The following is a 21,208-nucleotide window of genomic DNA, read 5'->3' as shown; positions in this document are numbered from 1 at the left end:
GTCAGCGGGCCACCCCCTGCGCGGCCTTCCACGCGGCGAGCGTCGTGGCGCCGATCCGCGCGCCGTCACCGAGCGGCACGATCGTCGTGGCGTCGAGGAGGGTGCCGAAGTAGCGCGCCTCCGGGTCCGCCACGACCTCGCGCGGGTCGCCGGCGGCGGCGAGCTCGGCGCGCAGCAGCTCGTCCATGCGGAACCGCTCCGGGCCGGCGAGCTCGACGATCCCGCCGACGGGCTCGGCGAGCGTGACGTCCACGACGGCCGTGACCACGTCGCGCGCCGCGACCGGCTGGATCGCTCCCGTGGTCGCGCGGACCACGCCGTCCTGCGTCGCGCCGTCCGCGATCGCGGCGAGGAACTCGAAGAACTGCGTCGCCCGCAGGATCGTGAACGGGATCGGCGAAGCCGTGACGAGCTGCTCCTGCGCGACCTTCGCCCGCAGGTACCCGCTGTCGGGCGCGCGGTCCGCGCCGACGATCGACAGCACCACGTGGTGCCGCACGCCCGCGGCCTCCTCGGCCGCGAGCAGCGTGCGCGTCGACGTCGTGAAGAACGCGAGCACGTCGTCGGGTGCGAACGACGGCGAGTTCGACACGTCGACGACCGTGTGCGCCCCCGCGAGGGCCTCCGCGACGCCGGCGCCCGTCAGGGTGTCGACGCCCGTGCTCGGTGCCGCGGGCACGGCGTCGTGACCGCGCTCGCGGAGCTGCTCGACGACCTGGGCGCCGATCCGGCCGGTGCCGCCGATGACGACGATCTTCATGCTGACCTCCTGTGGGTGGGTGCTGCGGTGAGTGGTGCGGTGGGTGGTGCGGTCGGTGGTGCGACGAAGGCGGGACCCGACGACGGCTGCCGCGCGGGTGACGAGGTGACGAGGGCGGGCCGCGACCGTCCGTCCGCCGGCGGCCGCAGCGGGACCAGGACGTCCGGGTCGCCGCCCGCGACGAACGCGGCACGCGGCCGGCCCACCGCGGGCAGGGGCACGACGTCGCGCCCGAACAGCGCGGCCGACGCCCACAGCAGCGCGACGCGGACCTTGCGCTCCCACGTCGGGACGGCGAGCACGTGGTACGCCCGGTGCACGGCCCACGCGAGCCACCCCGTGAGGACGAGGCGCCGGTACTGGAACACCCCGTGGTGGCGGCCCAGGGTCGCGACGACGCCGAGGCTCGCGTGCCGGTACCTCCGGACGCGACCACCGCGCAGCTCGGCCAGCACGTTGTCGGCGAGCAGGCGACCCTGCCGGACCGCGTGCTGCGCGTTCGGGACGGTCAGCGCGCCCGGCACGTCCGACGCGAGGTCAGGGACGGCGGCGTTGTCGCCCGCCGCCCACGCGTCCGGGACGGGCGCGTCCTCGGTGCCGACCCGCAGGTCGCTCCGCACCACGACGAGCCCGCGTCCGTCGACCGGCAGGTCCGTGTGGTTCGCGACGACGGGATGCGAGGCGTTCCCGGCCGTCCACACGAGCAGCCCGGTGTCCCACTCCTCGCCCGTCGACAGCACGACGTGCCCGTCCGTCGCGGACAGCACCTGCGCACCGAGGTGCACCAGGCCACCGCGCCGCGTCAGGTGGCGCACCACCCAGCGGCCCGGACCGTCCGTCACCTCGGGCAGGATCCGGTCGCGCGCCTCGACGAGGTGGAACCGCAGCTCGCCCGCGTCGATCTCCGGGTAACGGCGCAGCAGGTCCGCCGACAGCGCCAGGAGCTCGCCGAACACCTCGACACCCGTGAAGCCGCCGCCCACCACGGTCACCGTCAGGTGCGCCGCCCGCTCCGCCCCCGGCGGCAGGTTCGCCGCTGCGTCGAACCCCGTGAGCACCCGGTCCCGCACCGCGACAGCCTCCTCGACGTGCTTGAGGCCGATCCCCTCGTCGCTCAGGCCCGGCACCGGGAACGTCCGCGTGACGGCACCCGCGGTGACGACCAGCACGTCGTACGCCAGGTCGCGCTCACGCCCGTCGACCGTCCGGACCGTCGCGGTCCGGTGCGCGTGGTCGACCGCCGTCACGTGCCCCGTCACGAGCCGCGTCCGGCGCAGGTGCGCACGCAGCGACACCGCGACGTGCCGCGCCTCGACCGACCCCGCCGCGACCTCCGGGAGGAACGGCTGGTACGTCATGAAGCCGCGCGGGTCGACGAGCGTGACCTCCGCCTCCCCCCGCCGCAGCCGCTTCTCCAGCCGCCACGCCGCGTAGAAGCCCGCGTAACCGCCGCCCACCACCAGGATCCGTCGCATCACGACCTCCGATCGCTCTCGGTAGGTCGACCGCGCAGCCCTGACGTTCGTGACGTGACGTGCGCCACACCCGCGTCCCGGACCGGGTCAGGACTGCCCGTCGGTGCGGGCGCTCAGCCCCCCGCCGCGCGGGTCCAGGCGTCCTCGACGGCCCGCGCCGCGTCCCGCGCGGTCACGTCGAGCCGTGTCTGGTGACCGAGCTGGTCCCGCCAGTCCCGCTCGCTCGGCACCGACGCGAAGATCCACGCCCCCGGCGGCCGCGACGACGGCCCGAAGTGCGTCCACGCGTGCACCGCGGCCGCGTCGACCAGCCCTCGGCGCTGCAGCTCCCACAGGTCGTACAGGTCCCGCGCCGCCCGCCGGTCCGACCATGCCGCGAGCTTCATCGCCGCCGCCGCCGCGCGCGTCGGGACGTGCAGCCGCGCCGGCGGCGCGTCGCCGTACCGCTGCACCACCTCGACCGGCTCCGTCGGCCACGCCGGCCGCCCCGACACGCTCGCGAGCTGGAACTTGATCGTCACGTCGTCCCCCACGAGGAGGAAGACGGCCTCCGCGTCGCGCGCCTCCCCCGGCGGCTTCGACCAGGAGAGCGACGGCACGTGCGGACCCAGGTCCGCCGCCAGCGCGGCCGCCAGCGCCCGGCCCGCCTCCGCCCGCGACCCGCGCACCAGCAGATCGACGTCGTCGCTCAACCGCGCGTCCGGCGTCCATGTCCGGCTCAGCGCGGTCCCGCCGTAGAACACGAAGCGGTCGCGCTCGCGGCGCGCGATCGACGCCAGCACGTGCGAGATGACGTGGTCGCGCCGCACCTGGTCGAGGTCGACGCCGAACGCGTCGGCGACGTCGTACAGCTCGCCCGGGTCGAGCCTCATGCGGCCGTCGCGTCCGGCACGAGGCGTCGCAGCCTCGCCAGAGCGGTCGGGCCGCCGCGCTGCGCGCGCGCGAGGTCCTCGACGACCGCCCAGTCGACGCGTGGCGCGAGGTTGGTGATCGCCTCCAGCGCCGCGCCCGGGTCGGCCTTCGCGCGGTTGAGCGCCAGGTCGAGCACCGTCTGCTCGGGCGTCGTGACCAGCACGTCCCCGAGCTCCGTCCGCACGGTCGTCGTCGCCAGCGCGCCCACGTCACGGCGGACGAAGCCCACGACCCCGTGGGGCCGGTCCACGAGCCGCACGTCGGCGTGACGTGCCGGCACCGCGTACGTGGCCCGGGCGTGCGCGCGCGGCAGCGCCCGCAGCAACCGCGCCGCGGTCAGCCCGACCGCCACCGGCCGCTGCGCGTAGGCCGTCGTCGCGACCGCCGCCGCTGCCGCCTCGAGCGCGGGACGCCACCGGTGCGGGTCGTACGCGTCGTCCGGCACCGCGACGTACACGCCGTGCGCGACCTTGTGCACCTCACCGCGGCGCGCCTTCTGCGCCAGGACCGCCCGCGGGTTGGTGTACGCGTCCGTCAGGTCCGCCGGCGTCACGGCGCGCAGCGGTCGCGTCGCGATCCGCGGGCGCTGGCGAGGTGTCATGTCGTCATCGTAGCCCGCCAGGCTACATTTCCGACACGTTGTGGACCGGACAGGGCGCGACACCGCAGGTCACCCGCCGTCGCGGTTGCCGACGCGCCCGAACACCCCAAGGATCGGGACAGTCGAGGTCAAGGACGTGCCGCCGACGAGGCGGACGGCCTCGTCGCCGGAGGTCCCCGATGCCGTCGCCCGTCGCCCTGCAGGACTTCGACGCGGTCCTCTTCGACCTCGACGGCGTCCTCACGACCACCCGCACGGTCCACGCCGCCGCCTGGAAGCGCGCGTTCGACGACTTCCTCGACGGGTGGGACCGCGAGCACGGCACGCACACCCCCCGCTTCGACGACCGCGTCGACTACGCCGCCCACGTCGACGGCAAGACCCGCGAGGAAGGCGTCCGCGACTTCCTCCGGTCCCGCGCCATCGTCCTGCCCCCCGGCGGACCCGGCTCCCCGCCCGAGGAGGACTCCTGGTGGGGCCTCGGCAACCGCAAGCAGCTCCTCGTCGAGGAGGAGCTCGAACGCTCCGGCGTCGAGGCGTTCCCCGGCTCCGTCGCCTGGGTGCGCGAGGTCCGCGAGGCCGGCCTCAAGACGGCCGTCGTCTCCAGCAGCCGCAACTGCGCCACCGTCCTCCAGCACGCCGGCATCGCCAACCTCTTCGACGCGCGCGTCGACGGCGAGACCATCCTCGAGCTCGGCCTCCCCGGCAAGCCGGCCCCCGACGGGTTCCTCGAAGGCGCACGCCGCGTCGGCGTCGACCCCCGCCGCGCCGTCGTCGTCGAGGACGCGCTCGCGGGGGTCGCGGCCGGGCGCGCGGGCGGCTTCGGGCTCGTCGTCGGCGTCGACCGGGACGACCACGCGGAGGCGCTCGCCGCGCACGGCGCGGACGTCGTCGTGCAGGACCTCGCGGAGCTGCTCGCCGACCCCGACGAGGACGTGCACCGCTCGGGGCCGCGCGTGCACCGGCTGCGCGACGCGGGCCGCCGCATCGTCGCGACGTCGACGGACGTCCCGCCCGACCCGTGGCGCATGGTCGAGCACGCGTTCACCCCCGACCGTACCGAGCAGACCGAGACGCTGTTCGCGCTGTCGAACGGCTACCTCGGGATCCGCGGCGCGTTCGAGGAGGGCGCTCCCGCACGCTCCCCCGCGACGCTGCTCAACGGGTTCCACGAGACGTGGCCGATCGTCTACCCGGAGGCGGCGCACGGGTTCGCGACGACAGGCCAGACGATCCTGCCCGTGCCCGACGGCACCGCGCTGCGGCTGCTCGTCGACGAGGAGCCCGTGACGTGCGAGAACGCGGAGGTCCGCCACTTCGAGCGCACGCTCGACATGCGGCACGCGGTCCTCACCCGCACGGTCGTCCTGCAGCTCTCCGACGGGCGGCGTTTCCGCCTGCACAGCGAACGCCTCGTGTCGCTCGCCCAGCGGCACCTCGCCGTCCTGCGCTACGAGATCACCGCGCTCGACGCGCCCGGCCGCGTCGTCCTGTCCTCGGAGCTCGTCGCCCCGACCGACGCCGTCGGCGAGGACGTCACGCTCGACCCGCGCCAGTCCCGCCAGGTCACCGCGGCCCTGCGGCCCGGTCAGGACCGCACCGACGGCCTGCGCGTCGTGCGCGCGTACTCCACCACCCGGTCGGGCCTCACCGTCGCCGCCGCGATGGACCACGAGGTCGACGGCGGCGTCACCCACGTCGGCACCCGCGTCGAGCCCTCCCGCGCGCGCGTCGTGTTCGACGTCGAGACGCAGGTCGGCGTCCCCGTCGGCGTCACGAAGTGGCTCGCCTACCACCACGGCGACGAGGACGCGGGCGAGCTGCTCAACCGGGCCGGCATGACGATCCACCGCGCCCGTGACGCCGGGTACGCCGCGGTCCGCGCGGCGCACCAGCGCGAGGCCGACCTGTTCTGGGAGCGCAGCGAGGTCGAGCTGCCCGGCACGTCGGCGGGTCAGCAGGCCGTGCACTTCAGCCAGTTCACGCTGCTGCAGGCGACGTGGCGCAGCGAGGGCCACGGCGTGCCGTCGAAGGGCCTCACGGGGACCGGGTACGAGGGGCACTACTTCTGGGACACCGAGGCGTACCTGCTGCCGTTCCTCATCCACACCTCGCCGCGCGTCGCGCGGAGCCTGCTCATGCACCGCGTGCGGATGCTGCCCGCGGCGCGGGCCCGGGCCCGGGAGGTCGGGTGCGACGGAGCCCTCTTCCCGTGGCGCACGATCAACGGGCAGGAGGCGTCGGCCTACTACGCAGCGGGGACCGCGCAGTACCACATCGACGCGGACGTGGCCTACGCGCTCGAGCAGTACGTGACCGTCACCGGTGACACCGACCTCATGGTCCAGCACGGTGCGGAGCTGCTGGTCGAGACCGCGCGCATGTGGGCCGGGCTCGGCTTCTTCTCGGACCGGCACGACGGCCGGTTCGTCATCCTCAGGGTCACCGGGCCGGACGAGTACTCGACCGTCGTCGACAACAACCTCTACACGAACCTCATGGCCGCGGAGAACCTGCGCGCGGCCGCCGACACGCTCGACTGGATGGCGCGCGAGCACCCGAAGGAGCACGCGGCGCTCATCGAGGGGCTGCGGCTGCTGGACAGCGAGGTCGCGACGTGGCGGCGGGCGGCCGAGCTGATGTACGTGCCGTTCGACGAGACCGCGGGCGTGCACCTCCAGGACGACGCGTTCACCCGGCTGAGGCGCTGGGACTTCGCAGGCACCTCGCCGGAGATGTACCCGCTGCTGCTGCACTTCCACCCGCTCGTCATCTACCGCCACCAGGTGATCAAGCAGGCCGACGTCGTCCTCGCGACCGTGATGCTGCCCGAGCGGTTCACGCCCGCCGAGCGCCGCCGGATCTTCGAGTACTACGACCCGCTGACGACGGGTGACTCGTCGCTGTCCGAGTGCATGCAGGCGATCGCGGCGGCCGACGTGGGCAAGTTCCGCACCGCCGAGGAGTACCTCGTCGACGCCGCGTCGGTCGACCTCGCCGACCGCGCGGGCAACCTGCGCGACGGCGTGCACGCGGCGTCGGCGGGCGGCATGTGGATGGCGCTCGTGCAGGGGTTCGCGGGCTACCGGTGGCGCGGCACGCAGTTCGCGCCGATGCTCCCGACGCGCGCGCGCCGCATGCGGTTCCCGCTGCAGATCCGCGGGTCGGTGCTCGAGGTCGACGTGTGCGAGGACCTCGTGACCTACACCGTGCGCAGCGGCGGGCCGGTGAGCGGGCAGCACCGCGGAACGCCGTTCACCGCGAAGCCCGGCGAGCCCGCGACCTTCCCCGGGGAGTACCACACGCGCGACCGGTGATGCCGGCAGGACCAAAGGTCCTACTGCGGTTTCTCCACCGTTCCTAGTCTCGGCGTCAAGAGCGGGCAATGCGTCCCGCAGACGCGCACGGACGGGAGCTCCCATGACAGTCGACGTCACGACCCCTGACGCCCTGCGGACGCTCGGCCTCCCGGCCGCCGTGCGCGACGTCCTCGACGCGGCCGACGTGATCGTCCCCGCGACGCGCGACGAGCTCTACGCGCTCGCCCTCGGACCCGACGGCGGCCCGCGGTTCGACGTCGTCTACGACGTCCACGGCGAGCCCGTGAAGGAGGCGGACGTCGTCCGCTGCGCCAACGGGCTCGCGATCAACTACCCCGAGGACTACCTGCGCCGCCGCGACCCCGACTGCATGCGGATCGCCGACGACCTGCCCACCGACAAGCCGCGCTACCGCGACGTCTACGGCGCCGACTTCGCGCCCGTGAAGACCGAGACCCTCGACTGGCTCGCCGGGCAGCGCCTCGTCGTGCTCCCCTTCCGCGCCGGCGGCCCGGTGCACGGGTACCCGTCGCTCGCGATCGTCCCGGCCAACGCCGCGTTCTTCGCCCTCACGCTCGCCGACCTGCAGGGCTGGGTCACGTTCGACGAGCTCGGGCCGTTCACCCCCCGCTCGATCCTGTACGTCGCTCCCCCGTTCCGGCACACGCACTTCGACGGCCGGCAGGTCGTCGTGCACGACCGGTCCACCACGCTGCACGAGGTGTTCGCCTACAACCTCTACCCCGGGCCGTCGGCGAAGAAGGGCATCTTCTCCGTGCTGCTCGACATCGGCGAGCAGGAGGGCTGGCTCACCGCGCACGCGTCCTCGGTGCGCGTCACGACGCCGTACGAGAACGAGACCGTCGTCATGCACGAGGGCGCGTCCGGCGGCGGCAAGTCCGAGATGTGCCAGGAGTTCCGCCGACTCGACGACGGCCGCATCCTGCTCGGCACCAACGTCGTCACGGGCACGACCGACACCATCACCCTCGCCGAGTCGTCCGCCCTCGCGCCCGTCACCGACGACATGACCCTGTGCCACCCCGCGATCCAGGGCACCGACGGCCGCCTCGTCGTCGCCGACGCCGAGGCCGGCTGGTTCGTCCGCGTCGACAACCTCACCGAGTACGGCCAGGACGCGACGCTCGAGCGCGCCGTCATCCACCCCGACCAGCCGCTCGTCTTCTACAACATGCGCGGCCTGCCCGACGCGACGCTCCTGCCGTGGGAGCACACGCTCGACGCGAACGGGACACGGTGCCCGAACCCGCGCGTCGTGGTCGCGCGCTCGCAGTTCCGGCACGTCGTCGACGAGGCCGAGCCCGTCGACGTGCGCACGTTCGGCGTCCGCATGCCCGCGTGCACGCGCGACGCCCCGACCTACGGCGTCATGGGTCTCATGCACCTCGTCCCGCCGTCGCTCGCGTGGGTGTGGCGGCTCGTCGCACCGCGCGGCGACAAGAACCCGTCCATCGGCGAGTCAGCCGCGGACACCGAGCGGCTCGCGCACGGTGGGCTGGTCGCCGAGGGCGTCGGGTCGTACTGGCCGTTCTCGACGGGCACCAAGGTCGGCGCCGCCAACCTGCTGCTGCGCCAGATCGTCGCCGCCCCCCGGACGCGGTACGTCCTCACGCCCAACCAGCACATCGGCTCGTACCACGTCGGTTTCGCCGCCGAGTGGCTCACGCGCGAGTACCTCGCCCGGCGCGGCACGTCCCGCATCCGGCGTGAGTCGCTCCAGCCCGCGCGCTGCCCGCTGTTCGGCTGGACGCCGCGCGAGCTGCGGATCGACGGCCAGACGATCCGCCCGTCGTACCTCGCGCCCGAGCTGCAGTCCCAGGTCGGCGAGGAGGCCTACGACCAGGGCGCCGCGGTGCTCACGGCGTTCTTCCGGTCCGAGCTCGCGCAGTTCCTCACGCCCGACCTCGACCCGCTGGGCCGCCGCATCATCGAGACCGTCCTCGCCGACGGCACCGTCGAGGAGCACGAGGCGCTCACCCCCACAGCGCACTGACGCGCCCGCGCCCCGACACGCGAGAGGCCGGTCCCGACGTCCAGGGACCGGCCTCTCGCGTGATGCGGCTGCTCAGCGGCGGCGCTTCTCGCGCACCCGCACCGAGATCGAGATCGGCGTCCCCTCGAACCCGAACGTCTCGCGCAGACGACGCTCGATGTAGCGGCGGTACCCCGGGTCCAGGAAGCCCGTCGTGAAGATGACGAACCGCGGCGGACGCGTCGACGCCTGCGTCGCGAACAGGATGCGCGGCTGCTTCCCCCCGCGCAGCGGGTGCGGGTGCGCCGCGACGAGCTCACCGAGGAACGCGTTGAGCCGACCGGTCGAGATGCGCGTGTCCCACGACTCGAGCGACCGCTTGAGCGCGGGCACCAGCCGGTCCGTGTGCCACCCCGTGCGTGCCGAGATGTTGACGCGCGGCGCCCACTGCACCTGCACGAGGTCCTTCTCGATCTCCCGCTCGAGGAACGGACGACGGTCCTCGTCCATCAGGTCCCACTTGTTGTACGCGATGACCAGCGCACGGCCCGCGTCGACGACCTGCGAGATCACGCGTGTGTCCTGCTCGGTCATCGTCGTCGACGCGTCGACGAGCACGACCGCGACCTCGGCCTTCTCGATCGCCGCCTGCGTGCGCAGCGACGCGTAGAAGTCCGGGCCCGACGTCTGGTGCACCCGCCTGCGGATGCCCGCGGTGTCGACGAACACCCACGGCTCGCCCTTCAGCAGGACCAGCTCGTCGACCGGGTCGCGCGTCGTGCCCGCGGTGGCGTCCACGACGACGCGCTCGGTGCCGAGCACCTTGTTGAGCAGGGACGACTTGCCGACGTTCGGGCGGCCCACGAGGGCGACCCGGCGCGGACCGTCCGGGAGCGGCTTCGCGTGCGCCGACACCTCCGGCAGCGCGTCGACGGCGGCCTCCAGGAGGTCGCCCGTGCCGCGCCCGTGCAGCGCGGAGACCGGGTACGGCTCGCCGAGCCCGAGCGCCCACAGCGCCGCCGCGTCCGCCTCGACAGCCGGGCCGTCGACCTTGTTCGCGCACAGCACGACCGGCTTGCCCGCCCGCCGCAGCAGCCGCACGACCTGCTCGTCCGTGTCCGTCGCACCGACCGTCGCGTCGACCACGAACAGCACCGCGTCGGCCAGCGCGATCGCGACCTCGGCCTGCTGGGCGACGCGCGCCTCGATGCCCGCGACGTCGACCTCCCAGCCACCGGTGTCGACCACCGTGAACCGGCGACCGGCCCACTCGGCCGGGTAGCTCACGCGGTCGCGCGTCACGCCCGGCTGGTCCTCCACGACCGCCTCACGGCGGCCGATGATCCGGTTCACCAGCGTCGACTTGCCGACGTTCGGCCGCCCGACGACCGCGAGCACCGGCAGCGCGGTCGCCGCCGCACCGCCCTCCTCGTCCTCGTCTCGCCCGTCGATCAGCGCGAGGTCCTCGTCCTCCAGCGCGTACTCCGCGAGCCCGGCACGCAGCGCGCGCTCACGGTCGGCGTCGCCTGCCTCGTCGGGAAGCTCCAGGGCGTCGCCGTCCTCCTCGGGGAGCTCCAGGGCGGGGTCGGTGTCCGTCATGCCGACCATTCTCCCCTGTCGGGCGAGCAGCCGTGACCCCGCGACGCGCGGGTCGCCGGTCAGACGGCCTCGCTGTCCGGGCCGTCCGTCGGCAGGACGAGGCCCGACCGGGCGCTCGCCCGGGTCACGAGGTCCGAGAGCGCGACCCGCACCGCCTCGTTGGCGTCGACGAGGGCGGCCCGTCCGGAGACGCCCGGGGAACGCTCGACGACGACGGGCTCGCCGAACTCGACGACGAGGTGGCGGCGGAAGCCCGGCACGTGCCCGACGGACTCCCCCGTGCGCCGGGTCCCCAGGATCGCCACGGGCACGACGGGAGCGTGCCCGTTGAGCGCGAGCCACGCGATCCCCGCCCGGGCGCTCGTCGCGTCGCCCCGGCCGCGGTTGCCCTCGGGGAAGATGCCGACGACACCGCCGCGGCGCAGCACGCCGAGCGCGGTCGTGAGCGCCGCCCGGCCACCCTGCCGGTCCACCGGGATCTGACCCGCGGCGGTCAGCAGCAGCCCGACCGGCCCGTGGAACATCTCCTCCTTGACGAGGATGTGCGTCGGCCGCGGCGCGACGCCGATGAGGATCGGCCCGTCGACGACGCCCGTGTGGTTGGCCGCGAGCAGCACGGGCCCCGTCCGCGGCACCCGGTCGGCACCGACGACGTCCGCCGCCCACACCCCGCGCGCGAGGAAGCGGCCGATCCAGCGCGACCACGCCGGGCCGGCCGGCGACGGCAGGCGCTGCTCGGTCACGCCCGGGACGCGGCCGTCACGACCGCGAGCACCGCCTCGACCGTCTGCTCGAAGTCCAGGTGCGACGAGTCGACCGTCACGACCCCGTCAGCCGCGGTGTGGAACTGGACGACCGTCGAGTCGTCCGCGTCGCGCCGCAGCACCTGGTCGCGCGTCGCCTCGACCGCCTGCGCGTCCGCCGTCCCGTGCACGTCGAGCGCGCGCCGGGCGAGCCGCGCCTCCTCGCTCGCCGTCAGCAGCACGCGGACGTCGGCGTCGGGGGCGATCACGGTCGTGATGTCGCGCCCCTCCGCGACGACGCCGCGGCCGCCCGAGAACGAGCCCGGCTCGCGCTCGGCCTCGATGAGCGCACGCTGGCGGCGGCCCAGCTCGGCGCGGGCCTCCAGGTTCGTCGCGACCGCGCTCACCGCGGCCGAGATCGCGGTCTCGCGGATGTCCGCCGAGACGTCGGTCCCGTCGACGACGACGGTCGGCGCGTCCGGGTCGACGCCGAGGTCGAGCGGCAGGGTCCGCACCGCCGCGGCGACCGCGTCGGTGTCGGTCAGCGGGACGCCCTGCGCGAGGCACCACCACGTCGCGGCCCGGTAGGTCGCCCCCGTGTCGACGTACGCGAGCCCGAGGGCGCGCGCGACCGCACGCGACACGCTCGACTTCCCCGACCCGGACGGGCCGTCGATCGCGACCACGAAGGGCGCCGGGATCGTGCTCAACTCACCAGTCTCCATCCGCGGAGCGTGAGCTCCGCCTCGAGGTGCGGGACCGCGCTCGGCAGCACCGAGATCGCCGCCATGCCGACGGGACGCCCCGCCGCGTGCTCCAGGTGCAGGTCCTCCAGGTTGACGCCCGCCTCGCCGACGTCCGTCAGCAGCCGGGCGAGCTCACCGGGGGCGTCCGGGACGAGCACCGTCACGACCGAGTAGTCGCGGCGCACGCCGCCGTGCTTGCCGGGCACGCGGGCCACACCCGCGTTCCCGTCCGCGATCGCCTGCGCGATCGTCGACAGCGCGCCGGGCGCGACGTCCTCCGGGCCCGTCGCCGCGGCGGCACCGCCGAGCGCGTGGATGACGCCGTCCAGGTCGGTGCGCAGGTCGACGAGCACGTCGCGGACCGCGGCCGCGTTGGCGGCGAGGATCGACGTCCAGAGCGCCGGGTCCGAACCCGCGATCCGCGTGACGTCGCGCAGGCCCTGCCCTGCGAGCCCGAGCGCCGCCTCGTCGACGTCCCGCAGCCGCGACGCGACCAGGCTCGCCACGACCTGCGGCACGTGCGACACCGCCGCGACCGCCGCGTCGTGCGCGTCGGCGTCCATCGTCACCGGCACCGCGCCGAGGTCGACGGCGAGCGACCGCACCGCGAGCAGCGCGTCCGGACGCGACGAGCCCGAGTCCGCGATGACCCACGGGCGTCCGAGGAACAGGTCCGGCACGGCGGCGACGGGACCGGAACGCTCCCGGCCCGCCATCGGGTGCGAGCCGACGTAGCGCGACAGGTCCGCGCCCGACGCGCGCAGCTCCGACAGCACGTAGCCCTTGACGCTCGCGACGTCCGTCACGACCGCGCCGGGGTGCGCCTCGAGCTCGGCGAGCACGACGTCCGACGTCACGTCGGGCGGCGCTGCCACGACGACGAGCGCCGGCTCGGGGTCGTCGGCCGACGCGGGGCGGCCGGCGCCGACGTCGCGGGCCAGCGCGACCGCGGTCCGCGACGGGTCGTGCAGCAGCACCTCGACCCCGCGTGTCGCGAGCCCGAGCCCGACGGACGTCCCGAGCAGACCCGTCCCGACGATCCGGACCGGCCCTGCGGTCGCGACGTTCACAGACCCACCTGGGTCATGAGCGAGCCGACCTCCGTCTTCGACAGGACCCGCGTCCGGCCGGGCTTGAGGTCCCCGAGCCGGATCGGACCGACCTGCGTGCGCACGAGCCGCGTGACGGGGTGGCCCACCTCCTCGAGGAGTCGGCGCACGACGCGGTTGCGGCCCTCGTGCAGCACGAGCTCCACGAGGCTGGCCTGCGGCGTCGTCTGGACCACCTGGAACTTGTCGACCTTGACCAGGCCGTCCTCGAGCTCGATCCCGCGCGTGAGCCGCCCGGCCAGCGACCCGGCGACGCGCCCCTCGACGTGTGCGAGGTACGTCTTCGCGACCCCGTGCGACGGGTGCGACAGCCGGTTCGCGAGCTCGCCGTCGTTCGTCAGCAGCAGCAGGCCCTCGGTCTCCGCGTCGAGCCGGCCGACGTGGAACAGCCGCTCGTTGCGGTCCGCGACGAACTGCGCGATCGACGGGCGCCCCTCCGGGTCGTGCATGGTCGACACGACGCCCTTGGGCTTGTTGAGCGCGAGCGTCACGATCGACGAGTCGAGCTGCACGCGCAGCCCGTCGACGTGGATGACCGCGCGCACCGGGTCGACGCGCACGCCGAGCTCCCGCACCGTCGCGCCGTCGACGGTCACCCGCCCGGTCGCGATGAGCTCCTCGCACGCGCGTCGGGACCCCAGGCCCGCCGACGCGAGCACCTTCTGCAGGCGCACGCCCTCGGGGTCGTGGACGTCGATCGTCACCTCGGGCTCGCGCGCCGGACGCGGACGGGACGGTCGCTGCGGACGCTGCGTCGCGCGACCACCGGCACCGCCGCGCCCCGTGCCGCCCGACCGTGCGGGCTTCCCGGTCCCTCCGGCGCGCGACGGCCGGCCGCCGCCGGTACCGCCACCGCCGCCGCGTCCGCCGGACGCCTTGCCGGGCGTGCCGCCACGCCGCTCCTGCGGGCTCATCTGGTCTCTCCGATCGCCTGGTCGACGCCTTCCAGCGCGTCGATGTCCGGCAGGTAGGGGGCGAGCGGGGGCAGCTCGTCCAGGCTGGACACCCCCATGCGCTCCAGGAAGTATCCCGTGGTCCCGTACAGGACCGCGCCGGTCGTGGGCTCGGTGCCGACCTCGGCCACGAGGCCGCGGGCCGTGAGCGTCCGCACGACGCCGTCCACGTTGACCCCGCGCACCGCCGACACCTGGCCGCGCGTCACGGGCTGCCGGTACGCGACCACGGCCAGGGTCTCGAGCGCCGCCTGCGTGAGCCGCGCGGTCTGCCCGTCGACGACGAAGCGTCCGACGACGTCCGCGTACGCGGGTGCCGAGTAGATCCGCCAGCCGTCCGCGACGGGTCGCAGCTCGAACCCGCGCGGCCGGCCGCCGCGCTCCCCGCGGTACTCGGCGACGAGCTCGGCGAGCAGCGCCTGGACGTCCGCGACGGGCAGCGCGAGCACGGACGCGAGCCGCACGGCCGGGATCGGCTCGTCGGCGACCATGAGCACCGCCTCGAGCGTCGCGAGCGCGCCGCCCGGCAGGTCCTCGACGTCGAACGCGAGCTCGTCGGGCACGGACGCGTCCGGCGCCGCGGCGTCCTGGACGTCGTCGACCTGGACGTCCTGGTCGGCCTGGTCGTCAGTCATGCGGGACCTCCATCGTCAGCGGGGTGCGAGCCTCGCGACCCGGAACGTCGTCGTCGGGCACGGCCCCGTCGGGCACGGTCCCGTCCGGCGCCACCGCTCCCCCGGTCGTGTCGAGCTGGTCGAAGTCGTCGGACACCTGCACGTCCCCCTCGGCCGCACCCGTCCACCGCACGGTCAGCTCCCCGAGCGCCTCGACCTGGTCGAACGCGACGGCTCCCTCGCGGAACAGCTCGAGCAGCGCGAGGAACCGGGCGACGACCACGACGGTGGCGTCGGCGTCGGCGGTCAGCGAGCGGAACGACGCGGCGCCCGCGTGCCGCAGCCGGTCGACCAGCACGGCGGCCTGCTCGCGCACGCTGACCGCGGGCGCGTGCAGGTGGCTGATGTCGACCGCGGGCGGCCCCGGCTTCGGCGCGAGCGCACGCGCCGCGAGCCGGGCGAGCTCCTCGGGCCCGACCTGCCAGACGAGCTCGGGCAGCAGCGCCGCCAGGTGCGGCTCGAGCGTCACGGTCCGCGGGAACCGGCGACCCTCGGTCGCGAACCGCTCCGCGAGGTACCCGGCGACCTGCTTGTAGGCGCGGTACTGCAGCAGCCGGGCGAAGAGCAGGTCGCGCGCCTCGAGCAGCTCGAGGTCCTCGGCGTCCTCGACCTCGGCGCTCGGGAGCAGGCGTGCGGCCTTGAGGTCCAGCAGCGTCGCGGCGACGACGAGGAACTCGCTCGCCTGGCTGAGGTCCCAGTCGCGCTCGTGGTTGCGGATGTAGCCGACGAACTCGTCGGTCACGCGCCCGAGCGCGACCTCGGTGATGTCGAGCTTGTGCTTCGCGATGAGCCCCAGCAGGACGTCGAACGGCCCGCTGAAGTTGTCGAGGTGGACCTCGAAGCCGTGCGCGCCCGCCGGCGCCGGGCCGGCGGTCGACTGCTCGGGCGGGAGCGCGCGCTCGTCAGGCGGCGTCGCCACGGGCGACGAGCTCACGCGCGAGCTGCCGGTAGGCCGCCGCACCCGCGTGCGACGGGGCGTACGTGGTGATGGGCTCGGCGGCGACGGTCGCGTCGGGGAACTTGACGGTGCGGCCGATCACCGTGTGCAGCAGCGTGTCGCCGAATGCCTCGTGCACGCGGGCGACGACCTCGCGGGCGTGCAGCGTGCGCGAGTCGTACATCGTCGCGAGGATGCCGTCGACCTCGAGGCGCGGGTTCAGCCGGTCGCGCACCTTCTCGATCGTCTCGATGAGCAGCGCGACGCCGCGCAGCGCGAAGAACTCGCACTCGAGCGGGATGACGACGCCGTGCGCCGCGGTGAGCGCGTTGACGGTCAGGAGCCCGAGCGACGGCTGGCAGTCGACGAGCACGAGGTCGTAGTCGTCGAGCACGGGCCGCAGCACGCGTGCGAGCACGGACTCCCGCGCGACCTCGCCGACGAGCTGCACCTCGGCCGCCGACAGGTCGATGTTCGCCGGGAGCAGGTCGAGCCCGGGGGTGGCCGTCGGACGCACGACGTCGGCGATCTGCGCGTCGCGCTCCATCAGCAGGTTGTAGACCGTGCGGTCGAGCTCGTGCGGGTTGACGCCGAGGCCGACCGACGCCGCTCCCTGCGGGTCGAAGTCCACGACGAGGACCCGGCGCCCGTACTCGGCCAGCGCGGCCGCGAGGTTGATCGTGGTCGTCGTCTTGCCGACGCCGCCCTTCTGGTTGCACATGGCGATGACGCGGGCGGGACCGTGCGACGCGAGCGGAGCCGGCTCCGGGAAGAGGGGCAGCGGTCGTCCGACGGCGTCGAGCTGCGGTTCGGTCGTCTCCTGGCTCACCACGCGGGACAACCTACCCGAGCGGAGCGGTCGATCACCGGAGGACGGCCCGTGCCGACACGATTCGGGCGGCCGCTCACCGGGCGTGCGGGTGCGCGGCCGCGTAGGCCTCGCGCAGCTCGTCGTCCTGCGACGTCGCGTAGAGCTGCGTGGTCGTGATCGAGGCGTGCCCGAGCAGCTCCTGGACGACCCGTACGTCGGCCCCGCGGGCGAGCATGTGCGTGGCGAACGAGTGACGCAACGTGTGCGGAGAGATGCCGTCGGCGTCGATGAGGCCCGCGCGGTGCGCCGCGCTGCGCAGCACCGCCCACGCGCTCTGCCGGCTGAGGCGCGCGCCGCGCGTGTTGAGGAACAGCGCGAGGCGGTCGGTGCCCGGGCTACCCGCGGTCAGCAGCGGCCGGGAGTCCGTGAGGTAGTCGTCGAGCGCGCGCACGGCCCGGCGCCCCAGCGGTGCGACCCGCTGCTTGGCGTTGCCGGCCGCGAGGCGCACCGCGGCGCGCCGCTCGGTGCGGTCGACGTCGCGCAGGTCGAGGCCGACGACCTCCGAGATGCGGGCACCCGTCGAGTACAGCAGCTCGAGCAGCGCGCGGTCGCGCGCGGGCAGCGGCCCGTCACCCTGTCCGGCGGCGTCGAGGAGTCGGTCGACCTCCTCGATCGAGATGGCCTTGGGCAGCCGCCGCGGCTGCGCGGGGGCGCGGACCGACCACGTCGTGTCGTCGACGGACACGCCGTGGCGGGCGAGGAACCGGTGCCAGCCGCGGACCGCGGCGACCAGGCGGGCCGCCGAGGACTCGGACAGGGGCCGGCGTCCGTCGGCACCGGCTCGCGCCGCGTCGACGAACGCCTCGACGTCGGGGCCCACGATCTCGGCCGGCGAGGTCCGCCCGACCGACGTGAGGTACCCCACGTAGCGCTCGAGGTCGCGGCGGTAGGCCTCGAGCGTGTTGTCCGACAGGCCGCGGTCGGACAGGTGGCGCAGGTAGCGCTCGAGCGACGTGCGCAGGTCGTTCGCCGGTACGGGCGGGGCGTCGTCCGTCACCGGGGGCTCAGAGCGGCAGGAAGACGTCCACCGCGATCGCGACGGACAGCAGCGTCAGGTAGGTGATGGAGCCGTGGAACACGGTCATCGCGCGCAGCTTGCCGCGGGCCGGGTCGTTCGCGCGGCGCAGCAGCGTGATGCACGACCACAGGAACCACGCGCCCAGCCCGGTGGCGACGACCGCGTAGACCCACGTCATCCCGGCCACGGGCACGAGGAGCAGCGTGCACGCGATCATCGCGAGGGTGTACGCGATCATCTCGCGCGCGACCTTCGAGTCCTTCGCGACGACGGGCAGCATCGGCACGCCCGCGGCCGCGTAGTCGTTCCGGAACTTCATCGACAGCGGCCAGTAGTGCGGCGGCGTCCAGAAGAAGATGACGCCGAAGAGCACGAGCGGCGTCCACGACACCCCGCCGGTGACGGCGGACCAGCCGATGAGCACGGGCATGCACCCGGCCGCGCCGCCCCACACGATGTTCTGCGGCGTGCGCCGCTTGAGGATCATCGTGTAGCCGACCACGTAGATGAGGATCGCGCCGGCCGTGAGCCAGGCGGACGCGGGGTTGACGACGAGCCAGAGCCACGCGAGCGACCCCACGCCGAGCGCGAGACCGAACGTCAGCGCGGCGCGCGGGCTGATCTCTCCCGTCGCGGTGGGACGCCGCTTGGTCCTGTTCATCACCTGGTCGATGTCGCGGTCCAGGTAGCAGTTGAGGACGTTGGCCGAGCCGGCCGCGGCCGCGCCGCCCACCAGCGTGGCGAGCACGAGGGCGAGGCTCGGGAAGCCGCCCTGCGCCAGGATCATGGTCGGCAGCGTGGTGACGAGCAGGAGCTCGATGACGCGCGGCTTGGTGAGCGCGAGGTACGCGCCGAGCACACGACGGACGCGTGCGGTGCGGGTCGCGGGCGTCGTGGACACGGCCGGTGCGGGCGCCGCCGTCAGGTGCGCGCGCGGGGTCGCCGCGGCCGACGCTCCGGCGTCGTCGACTGACAGTGGACTGCTGAGGCGCACGCGCTGCGGTTCCGTTCCTGGTCGGGCGGGGGGCTTGTCGCGCTGCCATGCTACGGCCTGGTCGTGCGTCCCGGGTGGCGGCGACGGCTGGATCAGGCAGGGTCGGGGTGTGAGATCGGTCGCTGCGGCAACCCGGGATGGCGCTTTCCCGTGCCGTGGGCACGGTGACGTCCGAACGCCGGGTGAGATATAGGCTCGACGCGCAGGGACCGACGACCGCCTCCCCCGGGGTCGTGTCGTGGTCCGCCGGCACCCCGGTCGAGGGTGCCCGACCAGTACGTCGGAGACGACACCCGGCCGCCGGTGCGGGTGGGAATGAGGTGCGGTGAACGCGAAGGCCCCCCTGGCGGAGACTGTCGGCTGGACCGACCTGGACCTGCGTGCCGTGGACACGGTGCGCGTCCTGGCCGCGGACGCCGTCGAGAAGGTCGGCAACGGCCACCCCGGGACCGCGATCAGCCTCGCGCCCGCGGCCTACCTGCTGTACCAGAACGTGCTCCGGCACGACCCGACCGACCCCCACTGGCTGGGTCGCGACCGGTTCGTGCTCTCCGCGGGCCACTCGGCCCTCACGCAGTACATCCAGCTCTATCTCGGCGGGTTCGGCCTCGAGATCGAGGACCTCCAGGCGCTGCGCACGTGGGGCTCCAAGACCCCGGGTCACCCCGAGTACCGGCACACCGCGGGCGTCGAGATCACGACCGGCCCGCTCGGCCAGGGGCTCGCCTCGGCCGTCGGCTTCGCGATGGCGCAGCGGCGCGAGCGCAACCTGCTCGACCCCGACGCCGCGCCCGGCACGAGCCCGTTCGACCACTACACGTACGTCATCGCGTCCGACGGCGACCTGCAGGAGGGCGTGACGAGCGAGGCCTCGTCCATCGCGGGCACGCAGGAGCTCGGCAACCTCGTCGTGCTGTGGGACGACAACCACATCTCGATCGAGGGCGACACCGAGATCGCGTTCACCGAGGACGTCCTGGCGCGCTACGAGGCGTACGGCTGGCACGTGCAGTTCGTCGACTGGACCGCCGGCGGCGAGTACCGCGAGGACGTCGACGCGCTGCACGCCGCGATCGAGGCCGCCAAGGCCGTCACCGACAAGCCGTCGTTCATCGGCATCCGCACGCTCATCGCGTGGCCCACGCCGAACAAGACGAACGACCACTCGTCGCACGGCTCCAAGCTCGGCACAGAGTCCGTCCGCGGCCTCAAGGAGCTGCTGGGCTTCGACGCGGACGTGAACTTCCCCGTCGAGCCCGAGGTCATCGCCCACACGCGCTCGCTCGCCGACCGCGCCGCCGCGACCCGCGCCGAGTGGCAGACGTCGTTCGACGCGTGGCGCGAGGCCAACCCCGAGAACGCCGCGCTGCTCGACCGGCTCGTCGAGCGCCGCCTGCCCGAGGGCTGGGAGCAGGCGCTGCCGACGTTCCCCGCGGGCAAGGCGGTCGCGACGCGTGCCGCGTCCGGCGAGGTGCTCTCGGCGATCGGCCCCGAGCTCCCCGAGCTGTGGGGCGGCTCGGCCGACCTCGCGGGCTCGAACAACACGACCATGAAGGGCGCGACGTCCTTCATCCCCGCGAAGCGCTCGACGCACGAGTTCGGCGGCGACGAGTTCGGCCGCACGCTGCACTTCGGCATCCGTGAGCACGGCATGGGCGCGATCCTGTCGGGCATCACGCTGCACGGCCTCACGCGGCCCTACGGCGGCACGTTCCTGCAGTTCGCCGACTACATGCGCGGTTCCGTCCGTCTCGCCTCGCTCATGGGCGTGCCGTCGGTCTACGTGTGGACGCACGACTCGATCGGCCTCGGCGAGGACGGCCCGACGCACCAGCCCGTCGAGCACCTGACCGCGCTGCGCGCGATCCCCGGCCTGACGGTCCTGCGCCCGGCCGACGCGAACGAGACCGCGCAGGCCTGGAAGGCGATCCTCGAGTACACCGACGGTCCCGTCGGTCTCATCCTCACGCGCCAGAACGTCCCGACGTTCCCCCGCGGCGAGGACGGGTTCGCCGGCGCGGAGGGCGTCGCGCGCGGCGCCTACGTGCTCGTCGACGCGAGCAACGGCTCGCCCGAGGTCATCCTCATCGGCACCGGCTCCGAGGTGCAGCTCGCCGTCGCGGCCCGCGAGACCCTCGAGGCCGCGGGCGTCCCGACGCGCGTCGTCTCGGCGCCGTCGCTCGAGTGGTTCGCCGAGCAGGACGAGGCCTACCGCGAGTCGGTCCTGCCGTCCGCCGTGCGCGCCCGCGTCTCGGTCGAGGCCGGCATCGCCCTGTCGTGGCACAAGATCGTCGGCGACGCCGGCCGGTCGGTGTCGCTCGAGCACTACGGCGCCTCCGCGGCCTTCGAGAAGCTCTACGAGGAGTTCGGGATCACCGCCGACGCGGTCGTCGCGGCCGCCCACGAGTCGCTCGCCGCGGCCCGCGGGGACGCGGCCCCGTCCGCCGCCTCTGCGGCGCCGACGCAGAGCGGGACGGGCGACCTCCCGGCCTGAGCACGCGGG

General features: G+C 74.3%; 17 protein-coding genes. 3 read left to right on the top strand and 14 right to left on the bottom strand.

Features of this window, described 5'->3' with window-relative positions:
* Position 1: 1 nt before the first annotated feature.
* From KOV94_RS18555 to KOV94_RS18540, 4 genes are all read right to left on the bottom strand, one after another.
* Entirely contained in the window at positions 2-760 is a 759-nt protein-coding gene (locus tag KOV94_RS18555; RefSeq protein WP_124342931.1) for an SDR family oxidoreductase, read from the bottom strand.
* Positions 757-2,235: an NAD(P)/FAD-dependent oxidoreductase gene (locus KOV94_RS18550; RefSeq protein WP_218052838.1), complete on the bottom strand. Its 1,479-nt coding sequence runs from the start codon at positions 2,233-2,235 to the stop codon at positions 757-759. Before KOV94_RS18550 ends, KOV94_RS18555 begins: the two co-directional genes overlap by 4 nt.
* Positions 2,236-2,348: 113 nt before the next feature.
* A complete protein-coding gene (locus KOV94_RS18545; RefSeq protein WP_218052837.1) occupies positions 2,349-3,107 on the bottom strand; it encodes a nucleotidyl transferase AbiEii/AbiGii toxin family protein in 759 nt (252 codons plus the stop codon).
* Positions 3,104-3,748 (bottom strand): type IV toxin-antitoxin system AbiEi family antitoxin, encoded by a 645-nt coding sequence (locus KOV94_RS18540; protein WP_124342934.1) that lies wholly within the window; start codon positions 3,746-3,748, stop codon positions 3,104-3,106. Before KOV94_RS18540 ends, KOV94_RS18545 begins: the two co-directional genes overlap by 4 nt.
* A gap of 179 nt (positions 3,749-3,927) precedes the next feature.
* On the opposite strand from KOV94_RS18540, the gene KOV94_RS18535 reads away from it, so the two are divergent.
* Positions 3,928-7,065, top strand: a complete 3,138-nt coding sequence (locus tag KOV94_RS18535) for a beta-phosphoglucomutase family hydrolase (RefSeq protein WP_218052836.1) — start codon at positions 3,928-3,930, stop codon at positions 7,063-7,065.
* Positions 7,066-7,168: 103 nt separating this feature from the next.
* Positions 7,169-9,082 carry a DUF4914 family protein gene (locus KOV94_RS18530; protein WP_218052835.1) on the top strand — a complete coding sequence of 638 codons (1,914 nt, stop codon included), beginning with the start codon at positions 7,169-7,171 and terminating at the stop codon, positions 9,080-9,082.
* A gap of 72 nt (positions 9,083-9,154) precedes the next feature.
* Here the strand turns inward: KOV94_RS18530 and der are convergent, their stop codons facing one another.
* From der to KOV94_RS18480, 10 genes are all read right to left on the bottom strand, one after another.
* Positions 9,155-10,660 (bottom strand): ribosome biogenesis GTPase Der, encoded by a 1,506-nt coding sequence (gene der, locus KOV94_RS18525; RefSeq protein WP_218052834.1) that lies wholly within the window; start codon positions 10,658-10,660, stop codon positions 9,155-9,157.
* A 59-nt stretch (positions 10,661-10,719) separates the two neighbouring features.
* Positions 10,720-11,403 (bottom strand): lysophospholipid acyltransferase family protein, encoded by a 684-nt coding sequence (locus KOV94_RS18520; protein WP_308160651.1) that lies wholly within the window; start codon positions 11,401-11,403, stop codon positions 10,720-10,722.
* Positions 11,400-12,128 (bottom strand): (d)CMP kinase, encoded by a 729-nt coding sequence (gene cmk / locus KOV94_RS18515; protein WP_124342200.1) that lies wholly within the window; start codon positions 12,126-12,128, stop codon positions 11,400-11,402. Before cmk ends, KOV94_RS18520 begins: the two co-directional genes overlap by 4 nt.
* Positions 12,110-13,219: a prephenate dehydrogenase gene (locus tag KOV94_RS18510; protein ID WP_124342199.1), complete on the bottom strand. Its 1,110-nt coding sequence runs from the start codon at positions 13,217-13,219 to the stop codon at positions 12,110-12,112. Before KOV94_RS18510 ends, cmk begins: the two co-directional genes overlap by 19 nt.
* Positions 13,216-13,962: a pseudouridine synthase gene (locus KOV94_RS18505; RefSeq protein ID WP_124342198.1), complete on the bottom strand. Its 747-nt coding sequence runs from the start codon at positions 13,960-13,962 to the stop codon at positions 13,216-13,218. Before KOV94_RS18505 ends, KOV94_RS18510 begins: the two co-directional genes overlap by 4 nt.
* Before the next feature lie 206 nt (positions 13,963-14,168).
* Positions 14,169-14,846, bottom strand: coding sequence for an SMC-Scp complex subunit ScpB (scpB, locus tag KOV94_RS18500; RefSeq protein ID WP_218052833.1), 678 nt, complete (start codon positions 14,844-14,846; stop codon positions 14,169-14,171).
* Positions 14,839-15,804 carry a segregation and condensation protein A gene (locus KOV94_RS18495; protein WP_218052832.1) on the bottom strand — a complete coding sequence of 322 codons (966 nt, stop codon included), beginning with the start codon at positions 15,802-15,804 and terminating at the stop codon, positions 14,839-14,841. Before KOV94_RS18495 ends, scpB begins: the two co-directional genes overlap by 8 nt.
* Positions 15,788-16,654 carry a ParA family protein gene (locus KOV94_RS18490; protein WP_124342195.1) on the bottom strand — a complete coding sequence of 289 codons (867 nt, stop codon included), beginning with the start codon at positions 16,652-16,654 and terminating at the stop codon, positions 15,788-15,790. Before KOV94_RS18490 ends, KOV94_RS18495 begins: the two co-directional genes overlap by 17 nt.
* 73 nt (positions 16,655-16,727) lie before the next feature.
* The gene (locus KOV94_RS18485) at positions 16,728-17,690 is read right to left on the bottom strand and encodes a tyrosine recombinase (protein ID WP_124342194.1); all 963 of its coding nucleotides are present in this window, start codon (positions 17,688-17,690) and stop codon (positions 16,728-16,730) included.
* 7 nt (positions 17,691-17,697) lie between these two features.
* Positions 17,698-18,612, bottom strand: coding sequence for a heme o synthase (locus KOV94_RS18480; RefSeq protein WP_124342193.1), 915 nt, complete (start codon positions 18,610-18,612; stop codon positions 17,698-17,700).
* Between the two features lie 418 nt (positions 18,613-19,030).
* Here KOV94_RS18480 and tkt point away from each other — a divergent pair, with 418 nt between their 5' ends.
* Positions 19,031-21,199 (top strand): transketolase, encoded by a 2,169-nt coding sequence (gene tkt / locus KOV94_RS18475; protein ID WP_124342192.1) that lies wholly within the window; start codon positions 19,031-19,033, stop codon positions 21,197-21,199.
* Positions 21,200-21,208 lie beyond the last annotated feature (9 nt).

Origin of the sequence: Cellulomonas algicola, from assembly GCF_019024305.1 — a bacterium.
Lineage (GTDB): Bacteria > Actinomycetota > Actinomycetes > Actinomycetales > Cellulomonadaceae > Cellulomonas > Cellulomonas algicola.
This window is presented reverse-complemented; position numbering and strand designations above follow the sequence as displayed.

Excerpts from the sequence above, each read along its gene's own strand:
- cmk (WP_124342200.1), bottom strand. The coding sequence starts at position 12,128 with ATGGAGACTGGTGAGTTGAGCACGATCCCGGCGCCCTTCGTGGTCGCG.
- KOV94_RS18530 (WP_218052835.1), top strand. The coding sequence starts at position 7,169 with ATGACAGTCGACGTCACGACCCCTGACGCCCTGCGGACGCTCGGCCTC.
- KOV94_RS18555 (WP_124342931.1), bottom strand. The coding sequence starts at position 760 with ATGAAGATCGTCGTCATCGGCGGCACCGGCCGGATCGGCGCCCAGGTC.
- KOV94_RS18545 (WP_218052837.1), bottom strand. The coding sequence starts at position 3,107 with ATGAGGCTCGACCCGGGCGAGCTGTACGACGTCGCCGACGCGTTCGGC.
- KOV94_RS18550 (WP_218052838.1), bottom strand. The coding sequence starts at position 2,235 with ATGCGACGGATCCTGGTGGTGGGCGGCGGTTACGCGGGCTTCTACGCG.
- KOV94_RS18535 (WP_218052836.1), top strand. The coding sequence starts at position 3,928 with ATGCCGTCGCCCGTCGCCCTGCAGGACTTCGACGCGGTCCTCTTCGAC.
- der (WP_218052834.1), bottom strand. The coding sequence starts at position 10,660 with ATGACGGACACCGACCCCGCCCTGGAGCTCCCCGAGGAGGACGGCGAC.
- KOV94_RS18540 (WP_124342934.1), bottom strand. The coding sequence starts at position 3,748 with ATGACACCTCGCCAGCGCCCGCGGATCGCGACGCGACCGCTGCGCGCC.
- scpB (WP_218052833.1), bottom strand. The coding sequence starts at position 14,846 with ATGACTGACGACCAGGCCGACCAGGACGTCCAGGTCGACGACGTCCAG.